Source organism: Streptomyces zaehneri, from assembly GCF_032248645.1.
Classification (GTDB): domain Bacteria; phylum Actinomycetota; class Actinomycetes; order Streptomycetales; family Streptomycetaceae; genus Streptomyces; species Streptomyces coriariae.
The window spans coordinates 47080-63853 of record NZ_JASTTJ010000028.1 but is presented as its reverse complement, the minus strand read 5'-3'; the positions used below and the strand labels follow the sequence as shown (position 1 = coordinate 63853).

General features: G+C 68.4%; 16 protein-coding genes. 9 read left to right on the top strand and 7 right to left on the bottom strand.

The window, feature by feature from the left end:
- Positions 1-31 precede the first annotated feature (31 nt).
- Together dnaN and dnaA are read right to left on the bottom strand one after the other, a co-directional pair.
- On the bottom strand, positions 32-1162 hold the full coding sequence (gene dnaN / locus QQM72_RS34800) for a DNA polymerase III subunit beta (protein ID WP_314224791.1): 1131 nt from the start codon (positions 1160-1162) through the stop codon (positions 32-34).
- A 1257-nt stretch (positions 1163-2419) separates the two neighbouring features.
- A complete protein-coding gene (gene dnaA, locus QQM72_RS34795) occupies positions 2420-4441 on the bottom strand; it encodes a chromosomal replication initiator protein DnaA (RefSeq protein WP_314224790.1) in 2022 nt (673 codons plus the stop codon).
- Positions 4442-4818: 377 nt separating this feature from the next.
- Between dnaA and rpmH the strand changes: the two genes are divergently transcribed.
- The 9 genes from rpmH to QQM72_RS34750 all read left to right on the top strand — a co-directional run bounded on the left by rpmH (position 4819) and on the right by QQM72_RS34750 (position 11728).
- Complete coding sequence (rpmH, locus tag QQM72_RS34790; RefSeq protein WP_020130646.1) at positions 4819-4956, top strand: 50S ribosomal protein L34; 138 nt, start codon at positions 4819-4821, stop codon at positions 4954-4956.
- A 21-nt stretch (positions 4957-4977) separates the two neighbouring features.
- A complete protein-coding gene (gene rnpA, locus QQM72_RS34785) occupies positions 4978-5349 on the top strand; it encodes a ribonuclease P protein component (RefSeq protein WP_078615780.1) in 372 nt (123 codons plus the stop codon).
- Entirely contained in the window at positions 5346-5705 is a 360-nt protein-coding gene (yidD, locus tag QQM72_RS34780; protein WP_078615782.1) for a membrane protein insertion efficiency factor YidD, read from the top strand. The genes rnpA and yidD overlap by 4 nt, the downstream gene beginning before the upstream one ends.
- Before the next feature lie 3 nt (positions 5706-5708).
- Positions 5709-6995, top strand: a complete 1287-nt coding sequence (gene yidC / locus QQM72_RS34775) for a membrane protein insertase YidC (RefSeq protein WP_314224789.1) — start codon at positions 5709-5711, stop codon at positions 6993-6995.
- A gap of 15 nt (positions 6996-7010) precedes the next feature.
- Positions 7011-7523 carry a Jag family protein gene (locus QQM72_RS34770; RefSeq protein ID WP_314224788.1) on the top strand — a complete coding sequence of 171 codons (513 nt, stop codon included), beginning with the start codon at positions 7011-7013 and terminating at the stop codon, positions 7521-7523.
- Between the two features lie 118 nt (positions 7524-7641).
- Complete coding sequence (gene rsmG / locus QQM72_RS34765) at positions 7642-8358, top strand: 16S rRNA (guanine(527)-N(7))-methyltransferase RsmG (protein ID WP_314224787.1); 717 nt, start codon at positions 7642-7644, stop codon at positions 8356-8358.
- A 254-nt stretch (positions 8359-8612) separates the two neighbouring features.
- Entirely contained in the window at positions 8613-9686 is a 1074-nt protein-coding gene (locus QQM72_RS34760) for an AAA family ATPase (RefSeq protein WP_314224823.1), read from the top strand.
- Positions 9683-10783, top strand: a complete 1101-nt coding sequence (locus QQM72_RS34755) for a ParB/RepB/Spo0J family partition protein (protein ID WP_314224786.1) — start codon at positions 9683-9685, stop codon at positions 10781-10783. Before QQM72_RS34760 ends, QQM72_RS34755 begins: the two co-directional genes overlap by 4 nt.
- Before the next feature lie 327 nt (positions 10784-11110).
- Entirely contained in the window at positions 11111-11728 is a 618-nt protein-coding gene (locus QQM72_RS34750; RefSeq protein WP_314224785.1) for a GNAT family N-acetyltransferase, read from the top strand.
- A 91-nt stretch (positions 11729-11819) separates the two neighbouring features.
- Here QQM72_RS34750 and trxA read toward each other — a convergent pair whose 3' ends face one another.
- From trxA to QQM72_RS34725, 5 genes are all read right to left on the bottom strand, one after another.
- Positions 11820-12152: a thioredoxin gene (trxA, locus tag QQM72_RS34745; protein ID WP_020130654.1), complete on the bottom strand. Its 333-nt coding sequence runs from the start codon at positions 12150-12152 to the stop codon at positions 11820-11822.
- Positions 12153-12189: 37 nt separating this feature from the next.
- Positions 12190-13158, bottom strand: a complete 969-nt coding sequence (gene trxB / locus QQM72_RS34740) for a thioredoxin-disulfide reductase (RefSeq protein ID WP_314224784.1) — start codon at positions 13156-13158, stop codon at positions 12190-12192.
- A gap of 177 nt (positions 13159-13335) precedes the next feature.
- Complete coding sequence (locus tag QQM72_RS34735) at positions 13336-14247, bottom strand: anti-sigma factor family protein (protein WP_314224783.1); 912 nt, start codon at positions 14245-14247, stop codon at positions 13336-13338.
- Positions 14244-14969, bottom strand: coding sequence for an RNA polymerase sigma factor SigM (gene sigM / locus QQM72_RS34730; RefSeq protein WP_314224782.1), 726 nt, complete (start codon positions 14967-14969; stop codon positions 14244-14246). Before sigM ends, QQM72_RS34735 begins: the two co-directional genes overlap by 4 nt.
- Before the next feature lie 19 nt (positions 14970-14988).
- Positions 14989-16677, bottom strand: coding sequence for a protein kinase family protein (locus QQM72_RS34725; protein WP_314224781.1), 1689 nt, complete (start codon positions 16675-16677; stop codon positions 14989-14991).
- Positions 16678-16774: the final 97 nt, after the last annotated feature.

Here is a 16774-nt window from a genome sequence, read left to right as displayed (position 1 = left end):
GTGGACGACCGGTCGGATCACGGCAGCGACGTCAGCCGCTGAGACGCACCGGCATGATCAGGTACTTGTAGGCGTCGTCCGCCTCCGCGTCCAGCGCCGGCTTGCCGCTGAGCAGCGCGGGCTTCGTGGACGTCGTGAAGGACAGCTGGGCGACGGGTGAGTCGATGGCGCTCAGGCCGTCCAGCAGGAAGGTCGGGTTGAAGGCGATCGAGATGTCGTCGCCCTCGAGCTGGGCGTCGACCCGCTCCACAGCCTGTGCGTCGTCACTGGAGCCGGCCTCCAGGATGAGCACGCCCTGCTCGAAGCTGAGCCGCACCGGGGTGTTGCGCTCGGCGACCAGGGCCACACGCTTGACGGCCTCCACGAAGGGGGCGGTCTCGATCACGGCGACGGAGTTGAACTCGGTCGGGAACAGCGTGCGGTACTTCGGGAGGTCGCCCTCCAGGAGGCGGGTCGTCGTACGTCGTCCCGCGCCCTCGAAACCGATCAGGCCCTCGCCCGCGCCGGACCCGGAGAGCGCCAGGATGACGCTGTCGCCGCTCGTGAGCGCCTTGGCGGTGTCCAGGAGCGTCTTGGCGGGCACCAGGGCGACCGCGGAGGCCTCGGGGTTCTCCGGCTTCCACAGGAACTCGCGGACCGCGAAGCGGTAGCGGTCGGTGGAGGCCAGGGTGACCGTGTCGCCCTCGATCTCGATGCGCACACCGGTGAGGACCGGCAGCGTGTCGTCACGGCCTGCGGCGATGGCGACCTGGGCGGCCGCGGAGGCGAAGACCTCGCCGGGGACCGTGCCCGTCGCGTTCGGCATCTGCGGCAGGGACGGGTACTCCTCCACAGGCAGTGTGTGGAGGGTGAAGCGGGAGGAACCGCAGACCACCGTCGCCCGTACACCGTCTGTGGAGATCTCCACCGGGCGGTTGGGCAGGGCACGGCAGATGTCCGCGAGCAGACGGCCGGAGACGAGGACCGTGCCCTCCTCCTCGACCTCGGTGTCCACGGAGACCCGCGCCGAGACCTCGTAGTCGAAGCTGGACAGGCTCAGCTGGCCGTCCTCCGCCTTCAGCAGCAGGCCGGCGAGGACAGGCGCCGGCGGACGGGCCGGGAGGCTGCGTGCCGCCCAGGCCACGGCCTCCGCGAGTACGTCGCGTTCCACCCGGATCTTCACTCTTGCCGCCTCCTGCTGTTGCCGGCGCTTCTCGCCCTGCCTGGCCTTCGTCGTCTGTCTCGGTGTGGTCGGCCCCGGTGAGGGGCAGGACCAACGGGGACCAGTCTGACGCACCGCACTGACAGTCGGTGCCTCTCGGGGTCAAGTCGTGACGAGGGGCAGCCGGGGACCGAGGAGCGAGTTGTGCACAGGACCCCCTTCTAAACGGATTTCTCGCTCTCTCTAGTCGGGAGTAGTAGTAGGGGCTGTGGATACGGTGGATAACCGTGTTTTCGCAGCTCAGAGGCCAAATTTTATCCACCGGGCCTGTGGGCGGAGGCGGTGGACAACCGGGGCCTTCTGTGGAGAACAGAAAGTTCTGCACACGCCGTGCACAGGCAGAGGCGAGTTCTCCCCAGCGGCGTCCCCAGGTTTACCCACCTTTCCCACAGGGCAACCCGGCACCTTCGTGTGACGCCTTTCACTCGACCCGGTGAGGAGGCGCGTCGTGTTGCCGAACAGTGGACAGACATGTGGAGAAGCCCTAGATGGCTGGGGACAACGGGCCGCAGCCTGTGGGTTGTCGGTGGACAACTCCGTGCACAGCCTGTGGATCATTTTTTTGTCCACAGCCTGTGGAGATCCTTCGTCCACGAATCCACAGCCAGGTGACCTGGTCCGATGATCCCGCACCGGCTACGCCTGTGGACACAGTCTGGACAACTTCCCAGTCCCCAGGGTGTGGACGGGAAAAAGTCACCGAATCTGTGGAGAGTGGCCGTAACCCGGCCGTTAATCGAACAACGGGTGAGCGGTGGACGACCGTTGGCGGGCGAGGTCCGGCCCGGCTTCGGTGCCGGTTCGGCCCGGGAGCGGCCTCGGTTCGGCCTGGGAGCGGCCTCGGGATCGGCCTCGGGATCGGCTCGGGATCGGCCTCGGGATCGGCTCGGGATCGGCCTCGGATCAGTTCCGGGATCAGCTTCGGATCAGTTCCGGGATCAGCTTCGGATCAGTTCCGGGATCAGCTTCGGATCGACCCCGGGACCGCCCCGCGCCGGGCCCCGCGGCAAGCCCGGGAGCGGGCGCCGGGTCAAACCTGACAGCGGGCTCCGGGTCAAGCCCGGGTTCGGCCGCTGTCGCCTCGCGTCCGCCCGGCGTGTGCCTCGCGCCCCGCGTCCGCCTCGCGCCGGACGGGGCCGCGGAACACGACGGAGGGCGCCTCCGGATCTCCCTCCGGGGGCGCCCTCAGCGACGTCTGTGAGGCGTTGTGCGGTGCCGTCAGCCGTTCTTGATGCGGTTGGTCAGCTCGGTCACCTGGTTGTAGATGGAGCGCCGCTCGGCCATCAGATTGCGGATCTTGCGGTCCGCGTGCATGACCGTCGTGTGGTCACGACCGCCGAACAGCGCGCCGATCTTCGGCAGCGAAAGGTCCGTCAGCTCGCGGCACAGGTACATGGCGATCTGCCGGGCCGTCACCAGCGCGCGCCCGCGTGAGGTGCCGCACAGGTCCTCGACCGTCAGCCCGAAGTAGTCGGCGGTGGCGCCCATGATGGCCGTCGAGGTGATCTCGGGGGCGGAGTCCTCGCCACCGGGGATCAGGTCCTTCAGGACGATCTCCGTCAGGCCCAGGTCCACCGGCTGCCGGTTGAGCGACGCGAACGCCGTCACCCGGATCAGCGCGCCCTCCAGCTCGCGGATGTTGCGCGAGATCCGGGACGCGATGAACTCGAGCACCTCCGGTGGCGCGTTCAGCTGCTCCTGGACCGCCTTCTTGCGCAGGATCGCGATCCGCGTCTCCAGCTCGGGCGGCTGCACATCGGTGATCAGGCCCCACTCGAAACGGTTCCGCAGCCGGTCCTCCAGGGTCACCAACTGCTTCGGCGGCCGGTCGCTGGACAGCACGATCTGCTTGTTGGCGTTGTGGAGCGTGTTGAAGGTGTGGAAGAACTCCTCCTGCGTCGACTCCTTGTCCGCGAGGAACTGGATGTCGTCGACGAGCAGGATGTCCATCTCGCGGTACCGCTTGCGGAAGCTGTCGCCCTTCCCGTCGCGGATGGAGTTGATGAACTCGTTGGTGAACTCCTCGGAGCTCACGTAGCGCACGCGCGTGCCCGGGTAGAGGCTCCGCGCGTAGTGCCCGATGGCATGCAGCAGGTGCGTCTTGCCGAGGCCCGATTCCCCGTAGATGAACAGGGGGTTGTAGGCCTTCGCGGGCGCCTCGGCGACGGCGACGGCGGCCGCGTGCGCGAACCGGTTGGAGGCGCCGATGACGAAGGTGTCGAAGAGGTACTTCGGGTTCAGGCGCGCGGTCGGCTCACCGGGGCCGGGCGTCGGCGAGGACTGTTTGGCCGACTGGCCGGGCCCGCCGGCGCCGGGCTGGCCGGGACCGGCCGGGCCGCCGCGGTGCGGATGACCGGGACCGGCCGACGGGTCGGACAGCTCACGCCGGCCGGTGTCGCGCTGGTCGTAGTCGGAGCGCGACTGCTCGTACTCCGAGCGCTTCTGCCGGTACGGCGAGGGGTCGTACGGCGGCCGCTCCATCGACTGGGGACGGTAGTCCTGCGACGGCGGGCCGTAGGAGTCCTGCTGAGGCGGGGCGCCGTACGGGGCCTGGGACGCGGGCCCGCCGTACGTGTCCTGCGACGAGGGCGACGCGTAGGGGTCGCGCTCCGGGAAGCCGAGCCGCTGCTGCTGCCAGCTGTGCTCGTCCTGCTGGGGCCGCGGCCAGCCGCCGGGCTCCGGGCGCTGGTACTCCGACGGGTACGCGGGCCGCGCGGTCGGCATCTGGTCCGGGCGCGAGCCCGGCAACTGGTCGCCGGGCGTCGGGGGCAGCTGCTCGGCGCGGTGCCGGCCGTAGCCCTCGTACTGGCTCTCGTGCGACTTGTCGTAGCCAGTGTCGTACCGGCCGTCCCCCTGACCTTCGTAGCGGCCGTCCTGACCGTCGTAGGGGCCGGCGGGGAGCTCGGTCTCCTCGTAGCGCGACTGCTGCTGCGCGGGAGGTGCCGGCGGGGCCGGGGGTTCGCCGACGGAGTCGTCGACGGTGATCGCGATACGGATCGGCCGCCCGCACTCGCGGCTGAGCGTCTCGCTGACGATCGGGGCGAGGCGGCCTTCGAGGACGCCCTTCGCGAACTCGTTCGGGACGGCGAGCAGGGCGGTGTCGGCGACCAGGGCCAGTGGCTGGCAGCGCCGGATCCAGTGTTCGTCCTTCACCTCGACGCCCTGGCCGCGGCCCTCCCCGAGGAGCTGCTCCAGTACTCGTGGCCACACTGCGGCAAGATCGGCAGGCACGTCAGCCACAGGGCACGCTCTCTCGTGGGTCCCACGAACGTGTGGTTGTGGGACGGTCGGGATTCATATCGGGTGGGGGCAGGGACAAAGGAACGAATCGGAGTTCAGCCACGGTAGTCAGGGCGACGGCTACGGTTCAAGTTGTTGTCCCCAGCCTGTGGACAGTGTCTCCCGTGACCGCCGGTTTGACCGAATGGCGCAGCCGCGCGTACCGTAACCAGGTCGAGTTGTCGATGGCTGCTGCCGCCTGCCTCCGATGGGCACAGATCACGTCAGGTGATCGGGAAGCGGTGCACTCGGGCGTTTAACCGCGAGCTACCTCGTGGGCGCACGGTGACAGCCAGGACGGCACCCCGCCACCACCGATTGATTTCTGGAGCCCCCGAGTGAGCAAGCGCACCTTCCAGCCGAACAACCGTCGTCGCGCCAAGACCCACGGCTTCCGCCTGCGGATGCGCACCCGTGCCGGTCGCGCGATTCTCGCGAACCGCCGCAGCAAGGGTCGCACCAACCTGTCCGCCTGAGCCTGATCAGGTCATGACGTCGTGCTGCCTACCGAGCATCGGCTGAGGCGGCGCGAGGACTTCGCGACCGCTGTACGACGAGGTCGTCGGGCAGGCCGCCCGACCCTCGTGGTCCATCTTCGAAGCGGTGCCACGGACCCGCACGCGCCTGGGGAGAGCGCTCCCCCGACGCGTGCGGGTTTCGTCGTGAGCAAGGCCGTGGGCGGCGCGGTCGTGCGCAACAAGGTGAAGCGCAGACTGCGTCATCTGATGCGCGACCGAGTCACCCTGTTCCCCCCCGGTAGCCTGGTAGTCGTACGGGCGTTGCCCGGGGCGGGCGACGCCGACCACGCACAGCTGGCCCAAGACCTGGATGCCGCCCTTCAACGGCTACTGGGAGGGGGCGCGCGATGAAGTACCCGCTGCTGGCTCTGATCAAGCTCTACCAGTGGACGATCAGTCCGCTGCTCGGGCCGGTGTGCAAGTACTACCCGTCGTGCTCCCACTACGGCTTCACGGCCATCGACCGGCACGGCGCGATCAAGGGAACGGCACTTACCGCCTGGCGGATCCTGCGGTGCAATCCGTGGTCGCTCGGTGGCGTGGACCATGTTCCGCCGCGCAAGCGCCCGCGGTGGCACGAAATGTTGCGTGACGCCTGGCGTGCACGCAGGGGCGGGACCTCCGCCGCCGAAACGGCCACCGAAGAGGGACTTCCTTCTCCTTCGAGCCCGGCCGCAGAGACACCGTCCCATGCCCAAGGAGCATGATTAGTGGACACGATTGCCAGCCTCTTCAGCTTCATCACGACACCTGTCTCCTGGGTCATCGTCCAGTTCCACAAGGTGTACGGGGCCATCTTCGGCCCTGACACCGGGTGGGCCTGGGGCCTGTCGATCGTGTCCCTGGTGATTCTGATCCGTATCTGCCTGATCCCGCTCTTCGTGAAGCAGATCAAGGCGACGCGGGCGATGCAGACGCTGCAGCCCGAGATGAAGAAGATCCAGGAGCGCTACAAGAACGACAAACAGCGTCAGTCCGAAGAGATGATGAAGCTGTACAAGGAGACGGGCACCAACCCGCTCTCCTCGTGCCTTCCCATCCTGGCGCAGTCCCCGTTCTTCTTCGCCCTGTACCACGTGCTCAACGGCATCGCCAACGGTGACACCATTGGCGTGATCAACGACAGCCTTCTGGAGAGCGCGCAGAAGGCGCACATCTTCGGCGCCCCGTTGGCCGCGAAGTTCACGGACAGCGCGTCGGACCTGGTGTCGTTCGACGCCTCGCTGACCAACGTCCGCATCGTGACCGCGATCATGATCATCATGATGTCGGCGTCGCAGTTCTTCACGCAGCGCCAGCTGATGACGAAGAACGTCGACACCTCGGTGAAGACCCCGTTCATGCAGCAGCAGAAGATGCTCATGTACGTCTTCCCCGTCATGTTCGCCGTCTTCGGCATCAACTTCCCCGTCGGTGTGCTCGTCTACTGGCTGACCACCAACGTGTGGACCATGGGCCAGCAGATGTACGTGATCCGCAACAACCCGACCCCGGGTTCCAAGGCTCAGGCCGCGTACCTGGAGCGCCTGTACAAGCACGTCACGCACCACGGCAAGACCCGCAGCCGCGGCGAGCGGGCCATCGTCAAGGCCATCGTGGCCAAGGGCCGCGAGCGCAACGACGCCGAGCGCAAGTTCATCAACGGTCTGACCAAGGTGGGCTTCGCCGCCCAGGCCGACGGCACCGTGATCAAGAGCGAGTCCCAGGCCGCGGCCCAGGCCGAGGACGGCACACCGACGAGCGCGGCCGCCGCCAAGCGACAGCAGCCCAAGCGGCAGTCCAAGTCGCAGCGCCAGTCCACGGCCGCGGCGAAGGGTGCCGACGAGACCATCTCCTTGACCAAGTCCGACGAGCCGGAGGACGCCAAGCCCTCCGGAGCCGCCGGTACGGCCAAGCAGGCCGCTCCCAAGCCCGCCGGCAGCGGAGGCCGAAGCAAGGCCCAGTCCGGGCAGCGCAAGGGCGGCCCGCAGCGCCCCAAGTCCCCGTCCAAGAAGTAAGAAGGAGCCCATCCCGTGACGGAAGGCACCACCTCCGCCGCCGCCGAGGGTGCAGACACCCTGACCCGCCTGGAGCAAGAGGGCGAGATCGCGGCGGACTACCTCGAGGGTCTGCTGGACATCGCCGATCTCGACGGCGACATCGACATGGACGTCGAAGCCGACCGCGCCTCCGTGTCGATCATCAGCGACGCGGGCCCCCGTGACCTGCTCAAGCTGGTCGGCCGGGACGGCGAGGTGCTGGAGGCGCTCCAGGAACTCACGCGCCTGGCCGTCCACCGGGAGACCGGCGACCGCAGCCGGCTGATGCTGGACATCGCGGGCTACCGCGCCCAGAAGCGTGCCGAGCTCTCCGAGCTGGGTGCCAAGGCCGCGGCCGACGCGAAGAACAGCGGTGAGCCGGTCAAGCTGAAGCCGATGACGCCCTTCGAGCGCAAGGTCGTCCACGACGCGGTCAAGGTCGCCGGCCTGCGCAGCGAGTCCGAGGGCGAGGAGCCGCAGCGCTTCGTCGTCGTCCTGCCCAACTGATTCGGTACGTACGTGTCTCCGGCCCCGTCTGTTGCGCAGACGGGGCCGAACTTTGTCAGCCCGGTAGTTCTGGTGGTCGGCGCTCGCAGCGCTGATGCGGTACGGAAGGACGGTCCCCGTGACGGAGGCAGCGGAGCTTCCCCCTGCGCCTGAGGTGGCACGAGAGGTGTTCGGCGATCGCTTCGGTGATGCGGTCCGATACGCCGAGCTGCTGGCCGAGGCAGGCGTGCAGCGTGGGCTCATCGGCCCACGAGAGGTACCCCGCCTCTGGGAGAGGCATATCTTGAACTGCGCGGTGCTGTCCGAGGTCGTGCCCGAGGGCGTGACCGTCTGCGACGTCGGTTCGGGTGCCGGACTGCCCGGCATTCCCCTGGCGCTGGTGCGGGAGGATCTGAAGATCACCCTGCTCGAGCCGCTTCTGCGACGGACCAACTTCCTCACCGAAGTCGTCGAGCTTCTCGGCCTCGATCATGTGACGGTCGCGCGAGGTCGTGCCGAGGAGGTCATGGGCACGATGCCGCCGGTGCATGTGGTGACCGCCCGTGCGGTGGCGCCGCTGGACCGCCTGGCCACCTGGGGCATCCCGCTGCTGCGCCCCTACGGCGAGATGCTCGCCCTCAAGGGCGACACCGCCGAGGAGGAGCTGAAGAGCGCGTCCACCGCGCTGAGCAAGCTCGGAGCCGTGGGCACCTCGATCCTGCATGTCGGTGAGGGCGTGGTGGATCCGCTGTCCACGGTGGTGCGGGTCGAGGTCGGGGAGAGTCCGGGTGGTGTGAGGTTCGCCGCCAAGCGGGCCAAGGCGGCCCGTACCAGTCGCACGCGCCGACGCCGCTGAGACGTAACCCACGTAAAGCCGCCAAACCTACGCATCACGGAGTGTCGCGAGGGACCGGGCTGCCGAGGCTGTGCATCGTGTTTCACGTGAAACGTCGCTCTCTGCTCCACGGCATCATCAGCCGCGGCCGCGCCGCAGCCGAACCCCGCGACCGTAATAAGCCTCTCGGTTCACTCGATGAGGGACGGAGGTTGTCCACAGAGGTGGATTTCTCCACAGAACACCAGGCCTCACTGGTTCACGACCCCGAAGCCATGGGAGGCTCTGTTCATTGCGAGCCAGAAGTCGAGGAGAGTGAATCCTTGCGGTCCGACGCCAACATCGCGGGACCGATGACCGATCCGGTCCCCGGTCCCCGTACCGAGTCTTTTGGGGAGGATGTTTCACGTGAAACACCGCCCCCGATGGACGACACCCCGATCGGTCGTGCTGCCCAACTCGCGGTGGAGGCTCTGGGCCGCGCCGGCGAGGGCCTGCCACGTCCTGAGCAGACCCGTGTGATTGTCGTCGCCAACCAGAAGGGCGGGGTGGGTAAGACGACGACGACCGTCAACCTTGCCGCCTCCCTGGCCCTGCACGGTGGCCGGGTCCTGGTGGTCGACCTCGACCCCCAGGGCAATGCGTCCACCGCCCTGGGAATCGACCACCACGCCGAGGTTCCGTCCATCTATGACGTGCTGGTCGACAGTCGCCCGCTCGCGGAAGTCGTCCAGCCCGTTCCTGATGTAGAAGGCCTCTTCTGTGCTCCCGCCACGATCGATCTCGCCGGCGCGGAGATCGAGTTGGTGTCCCTGGTGGCACGCGAGAGCCGCCTCCAGCGAGCGATCCAGGCTTACGAGCAGCCGCTGGACTACATTCTCATCGACTGCCCGCCGTCGCTCGGCCTGCTGACGGTCAACGCGATGGTGGCAGGCGCCGAGGTCCTCATCCCGATCCAGTGCGAGTACTACGCGTTGGAAGGTCTGGGGCAGTTGCTGCGCAACGTCGACCTGGTGCGGGGACATCTCAATCCCACCCTGCATGTGTCGACCATTCTGCTCACCATGTACGACGGCCGGACGCGCCTCGCGTCGCAGGTTGCGGAGGAGGTGCGCACCCACTTCGTGGAGGAGGTGCTGCGTACGAGCATTCCCCGCTCGGTCCGCATCTCCGAGGCGCCGAGCTATGGACAGACGGTGCTGACCTACGATCCGGGATCGAGCGGTGCTCTCTCCTACCTCGAGGCAGCACGAGAGTTGGCGCTGAGGGGTGTCGGGGTCAGCTACGACGCGACACACGCCCATATCGGCGCCCAGGACAACGCGAACATGGTGGAGGGCATTCAGTGAGTGAGCGACGGAGGGGGCTGGGCCGCGGTCTTGGTGCACTGATCCCTGCTGCCCCGACGGAGAAGACACCGGCGCAGGCCGCGGTGGGAGGCGGAGGATCAATGGCTCCCGCAGCCCTGCCGGTTCTGACGAACGACCGCGGGGTGGCAGCGGCGAAGGTGGCCGCGCTGCTGCCTGTTTCACGTGAAACACAGGAGCTGTCGGCGAACGGCTCCGTGGAGATGCCCGCGCCGCCCGTCGGCGCGCACTTCGCCGAGATTCCGCTCGACCACATTGCGCCGAACCCGCGTCAGCCCCGTGAGGTCTTCGACGAGGACGCGCTGCACGAGCTCATCACCTCCATCAAGGAGGTCGGTCTGCTCCAGCCCGTCGTCGTTCGCCAGCTGGGCCCCGCGCGCTATGAGCTGATCATGGGTGAGCGGCGTTTCCGGGCCTGCCGTGAGGCCGGCCTGGAGGCGATCCCGGCGATCGTGCGGGCCACGGATGACGAGAAGCTCCTCCTGGACGCACTTCTGGAGAACCTTCACCGGGCCCAGCTGAACCCGCTGGAAGAGGCAGCCGCCTACGACCAGTTGCTGAAGGACTTCAACTGCACGCACGACCAGCTGGCGGACCGCATCGGTCGATCCCGCCCGCAGGTCTCCAACACGCTGCGTCTGCTGAAGCTCTCGCCGGCGGTTCAGCGTCGGGTCGCGGCCGGAGTGCTCTCTGCCGGTCACGCCCGGGCCCTTCTCTCGGTCGATGACTCGGAGGAGCAGGACCGGCTGGCCCACCGCATCGTGGCCGAGGGTCTTTCGGTTCGGGCCGTCGAGGAGATCGTGACCCTCATGGGTTCGCGTCCGCAGACGGCCCAGCGTGCCAAGGGGCCGAGGGCCGGCGGCCGGGTCTCTCCGGCACTGACCGACCTCGCGACCCGGCTATCGGACCGCTTCGAAACCCGGGTGAAGGTCGACCTGGGGCAGAAGAAGGGCAAGATCACCGTCGAGTTCGCCTCCATGGAGGACCTGGAGCGCATCCTCGACTCGCTCGCGCCCGGCGAAGGTCCGGTCCTGCAGAAGGGCCTCGTGGACGGCGACGCCGAGGAGTCGGAAGACTGAGCCGCGGCTCGTCCGCGCGCGTGTCGGCCGTGGGACCTGTGAGCGGGCCGTGTCCGGTGTGTACCGGAACACGGCTCGCTCTTTGCTTTCAGGCGGTATCGATGGAATCGCATCGTGGATACGATGCGATGGGGTTGTGGCGCATCCACCTGGCAGTACCTCGGAGCGGGAGGCGGGGGCCATGCGAACGATGAGCCGGACCGGACTGGTGAGCGCCGGGCTGGGCCTGGGCGCGGTCGGCGGCTTCGTCGGCAGCCTGCTCAGGGAACGGAGCGCTCTGACAGCCGCTCGCGACGCTGCGAGCGAAGGAAGCGAGGAACAGCCTTCATGGGGCGTCGGCTCGTACCGCTCACGCTGGACAACCTTCAAGACCTACCCAAGCGCTGCCGGGCGTGTGTCTTCTGGGAGCTGGACCCCGTCACGAGTGCGGCCGCGGTAAGAGCGGGCACGCCCGCTCTGGAGAAGGAGTCCTGGATCTCCGCTGTCTTGCTGGACTGGGGGTCGTGCGGCCGGGTCGTCTATGTGGACGACGTCCCCGTGGGGTTTGTGCTCTACGCGCCGCCCGCCTATGTTCCCCGCTCGACGGCGTTCCCCACGAGCCCTGTGTCGCCGGACGCCGTGCAGCTGATGACCGCGTTCATCATGCCGGGGTACCAGGGGCAGGGGCTTGGCCGTGTGATGGTCCAGACGGTCGCCAAGGATCTGCTGCGACGTGGCTTCAAAGCGATCGAGGCGTTCGGCGACGCACGCTGGAAGGAGCCGGCCTGTGTCCTCCCGGCCGACCATCTGCTGGCGGTGGGCTTCAAGACGGTGCGTTCTCATCCGGCTCATCCTCGGATGAGGCTGGAGCTGCGGACCACGCTCTCCTGGAAGGAAGACGTGGAGATGGCGCTCGACCGGTTGCTGGGCGCGGTCCAGAAGGAGCCGGCGTTGCGCCCGCTCTAAGGAGTTCGGTAACGCAATGGGCCAGCCCCTCAAGGCTGGCCCATTCGTGTTTCACGTGAAACATCAGCCGTCTGCGGGACGGCTCAGCGTGTCACTCGGAGATGAAGCTCTCCAGGTCGCGGACGAGCGCGGCCTTCGGCTTGGCACCGACGATGGTCTTGGCGACCTCGCCGTCCTGGTACACGTTCAGCGTCGGGATCGACATGACGCCGTACTTGGCGGCGGTACCCGGGTTCTCGTCGATGTTGAGCTTGACGATCTCGATCTTGTCGCCGTGCTCGGCGGCGATGGCCTCGAGCGAGGGGGCGATCTGGCGGCACGGGCCGCACCACGCGGCCCAGAAGTCCACCAGGACGGGCTTGTCGCTCTTGAGGACGACCTCGTCGAAGTCGGCGTCGGTCACATTCTTCAGGGTGCCGGCCACAGGGGGCTCCTTAATTCTCTGTGCAGGGGGGAGAGGGTCAGACTGCGGTCTTCTCGGGCTCGGCCTGCTCCTCGTCCGCGAGGGCGGCGAGGTAGCGCTCGGCGTCGAGAGCGGAGGAGCAGCCGGTGCCGGCCGCGGTGATCGCCTGGCGGTAGGTGTGGTCGACCACGTCGCCGGCGGCGAAGACACCAGTCAGGTTCGTCCGGGTGAAGGGCGCGGCGACCTTCAGGTAGCCCTCGTCGTCCAGGTCGAGCTGACCCTTGAAGAGCTCGGTGCGCGGGTCGTGGCCGATCGCGATGAAGAGGCCGGTCACCGGGAGGTCCGAGAGCTCACCCGTCTTGAGGTTGCGCAGCTTCAGCCCGGCCAGCTTCGGGTCGCCCTGGATCTCGGCGACTTCGCTGTCCCAGACGAACTTGATCTTCGGGTCGGCGAAGGCGCGTTCCTGCATCGCCTTGGAGGCGCGCAGGGTCTCCCGGCGATGGACGATCGTCACGGACCTGGCGAAGCGGGAGAGGAAGGTGGCCTCCTCCATCGCGGTGTCGCCGCCGCCGATCACGGCGATGTCCTGGTCCTTGAAGAAGAAGCCGTCACAGGTGGCACACCAGGAGACGCCGCGGCCGGAGAGGGCGTCCTCGTTCGGCAGGCCGAGCTTGCGGTGCTGGGAGCCGGTGGTCACGATGACGGCCTTGGCCCGGTGGATCGTGCCCGCGGTGTCCGTGACGGTCTTGATCTCACCCGTGAGGTCGACGGAGACGATGTCGTCGGGGATCAGCTCGGCACCGAAGCGCTCGGCCTGGGCGCGCATGTTGTCCATGAGCTCAGGGCCCATGATGCCGTCCTGGAAGCCGGGGAAGTTCTCCACCTCGGTGGTGTTCATCAGAGCGCCGCCCGCGGTGACGGCGCCTTCGAACACGAGCGGCTTCAGCGACGCGCGCGCGGTGTACAGCGCCGCGGTGTAGCCGGCGGGCCCGGAGCCGATGATGATCACGTTACGGACGTCGCTCACGGCTTGTTTCCTCGTCTCTGGACTGCATCGGTTGAGCGGTGGGAGTTACTTGGACTCTCACCCCACCCAACGGATCCTAAGGGGCGTGCATTCCCGGTGTGTCCGGGCACACGGAGGGACCGCACCACGGGGGATGACGGGGGGACACGGCGCAGCGGAGAGACGGGGCGTCGGTCGTCAGCGACGCGTGTAGGAGTTCGTCAGCAGAACCTTCGCCGGACTCGACGCCGGATGCTCCACACAGGTCTTGTCCATGATGTAGGCGTCGATCCGCGTGCTGTCGGAGGTGTCCGGCAGCACGACGAGGAGGGCGTCCTTCCCCTGGTACGTGCCTTCCTCGACGGCGAGTGCCGTGTCGCTGCGGCCGATGCCCTGTTGAACGCAGGCAGGCACCACGGGCTGCCGGAGGATCTTGGTCGACTGGTCACCGGGTGATGCGGCGTCGGATTCTCCTGCGATGCCCAGGCTGTGCGCGCCACGGGAGTCCGCGGCCTCGGCGAGGAGATCGGTGACCTGGCCCTCCAGCCCGCTCGCGGAGAAGGTGTCCGGTCCGCTCGACTGATGAGTCGAAGTGCCGGCCCCTCCGCCGTCCGTGAGTGACGACACCAGGACGGAACCGAGTCCCAGCGCCGCGACGGTGAGGACCGTCCCGAGGACAGCGATCCTGCGGCGGCCGCCCCGCTTGCGGTCCTTGCGGCCCGGGCCGGTGGCGGCGTGCGCGCGCCCGGCAGGTCGGTCCGCTGCCGTTGCTGTTTCACGTGAAACATGGAGCGCGTCGGTGTCGGTCGTGACCGCATCGGCCGACGGCGAGGTGTCCGCGTTCTCCGGCGCCGTGGAGTTCAGCAGCGCCTCGGCGGCGAGTGCGGCATCGATGCGGTGGGCGACATCGTCCGGCATGCGCGGTGGGCCGGGGAGGGTGCCCAGTAGGCCACGGATCTCCTCGAGGGACGCGTGGACGTCCGCGCAGAGCTCGCAGGTGTCCAGATGCCGCCGCACGTCGGCGCTCCGGGAGGGAGCGAGCAGGCCCTCGGTGAGGTCGGAGATCTCCGCGACGTCCGGGTGCCCGGTCGTGTCCTTCGTCGAGGTCACGCTCGCCCACCTCCGCCCTTCACAGCAGCTGAATCGCCTGTCCCGGCGTTGCCCGGCCCCTCGTCCCGAGGTTCCGCTGCCGGTGGGACGGATGTCCCCTGCGCCCGGTTCCGTCCTGTGCCGTTTTCTCTCTCGCCTCCGGTGCCGGCCGGCCGCAGATGAGTGAGGAGCGGCAGGAGTCTGGCTCTGCCCCGGGCGCAGCGGCTTTTCACCGTCCCGGTCGGGACGTCGAGCACGCGGGCGGCCTCGGCGACCGGGTAGCCCTGCATGTCCACGAGGACGAGGGCGGCTCGCTGGTCGGGAGGGAGGGTGCCGAGCGCTTCGAGGAGCTGGCGGTGCAGGTCGTTGCGCTCGGCGGGCGCGGACGCCGACTCGTGCGGTTCGAGCAGCTGCTCCAGTCGCTCGGTGTCGTCGACCGGTGAGGTCTTGCGGGAGGCTGCCTTGCGGGCGCGGTCCAGACAGGCGTTCACCGTGATGCGGTGCAGCCAGGTCGTGACGGCGGACTGGCCGCGGAAGGTGTGGGCGGCCCGGTAGGCGGACACGAGGGCGTCCTGGACGGCGTCAGCGGCCTCCTCGCGGTCTCCCAGCGTCCGCAGGGCCACCGCCCAGAGCCGGTCGCGGTGACGCCGTACGAGCTCACCGAAGGCGTCGGGGTCGCCCTCTACGTGGCGGGTGAGGAGGTCCTGGTCGCTCGCTCCGTCATATCCGGCGCCTTCCGCCATCGGACCCCCTCCCCTCGTTTCAGCTGGTCACTTTGATGTCCGTCACGCGGCCACGATAGGTGCCGTCGTCGGTCAGCGGCAGCTTGGTCAGCCAGACCAGGAGGTAGCGGGTCTTGACGGACTTGGTCGGCTGGAGCGTCACGCTCGTACCGGAGTCCTCGGCAACCTTGGTGTAGGCGTCCAGGGACGTGGGTTCGGAGCCCGCCTCGCTGGAGGCGGCGCGGAGTTCGACGGAGGTATTACCCACGAAGGTAACGGTCGCCTTCCCGACCTGCTGCACTTTGCCGAGATCAAGGATGATGCCGAGGCCTGGCTTCAGGTTTCCGAAGTCGGCACCCTTGTAGAAGTCCGTCTGCCAGTACGTCGAGGCGCTGTTGTCGTATGCCTTGCCTATGTCGGCGGGCTTCTCGGACCCGTCTCCGTCGGGGTCGAAGTCCCGGCCGCCGGTGATGGTGATCGGAAGGCTGGCGGGCTTCGTCGGTGCCTTGTCGCCGTCGTTCGTCGTCTGCGTCTGGTTGGGGTCCTCGGACTGCCCCTGGTCCATCAGGGCGTCCGCCAGCTGCCAGCTGCCCAGGCCGAGGGCGGCGATGAGGAGGGCGGAGACCGCCCACTTCAGTGCCTTGCCGGTGCGGCTCTGGAGCGGGGGTGGCGGGGTCGCCACCTGCTGGGTGACGCCTGGATGCGGCGAGGGGCGGCCGTAGGTGCCCTGCTGGTACGTCGTGCGCTGGTACTCGGGCGGGGCGGTGAAGGCGGGCTCCGGCGGGCGGATGCGGGGCATCTCACCGATCGCCTTCACCAGCTCCTCCGGCGTCGTGCAGGCGGCCTCGTGCCGGGAGGCGGTCGCGCCGTCGTTGACGAGGGCGCGCATCGACAGCTCCGACAGGCCCCGGTGGACGCCGGCGCGCACCTGGTCGGGGGCGATCAGGCCGATGTCCTTGGGCAGCCCCGAGAGCCCGTAGGCGTCGTTCTCGTAGGGCCAGCGCTGGGTCAGCGCCGCGTACAGCAGGGCGCCGATCGCCTCGGTGTCGGTGCGCTGAGGGGTGTCGGTGGTGACGCCGCGCAGGGCGGCGTTCACCGCGAGGCCGCGGATGCGCCACTGGCCCGAGGAGGTGCGCAGTACGGCGTTGGGGTTCAGACGCAGATGCGCCAGGCCTTCGCGGTGGGCGGCGGCCATGGCCGAGGCGATCTGACTCACCATCTGGTAGGCGTCGTGCGGTTCCAGGGGGCCGGCCGCGAGCAACGCGGTCAGCTCGGTGGCGTCGGGCAGCCACTCATGGACCACGTAGACGAGGTCGTTCTCCTCGACGGCGTCCAGTACTTGGACGAACCGGGGATCTCCGAGCAGGGCGGATGAGCGGGCCGCTGCCAGCACCGAACGGGCCCGGGTGTGCTCCGCGGGCAGGATGTGGACGCCCACGGCACGACGGAGTTTCTCGTCGACCGCACGCCAACTGCTGAAACCGTCCAGACGGGTGACGCACTCTTCGAGGCGATAGCGCCTGGCGAGCTTGTGACCACTGTGCAGTTCCGGCGGTGAGGCCTTCCCGGGACGCTCCGCCCCGCCGCTCCCCTGTGCCTCGTCGCTGTCCGTGTCCTGCTCCCGGTTCTTGACCACCCCGTCGGCCGTGGCCTGGTCCGCTTGTGCGGTCAGCGGCTTGTCACCGCTGTTGTCTGCCACGTCGACGGCAGCTGTGCTCCGTTCCGCCACCGTCGTTCCTGCCTCCCCATTCAGTGCGCGCCGTCCGGCCTCGTGCGCGCCGTGCGACGCCGAACCCAATTGTGCCCACAGTCCGCCGCTATGCACG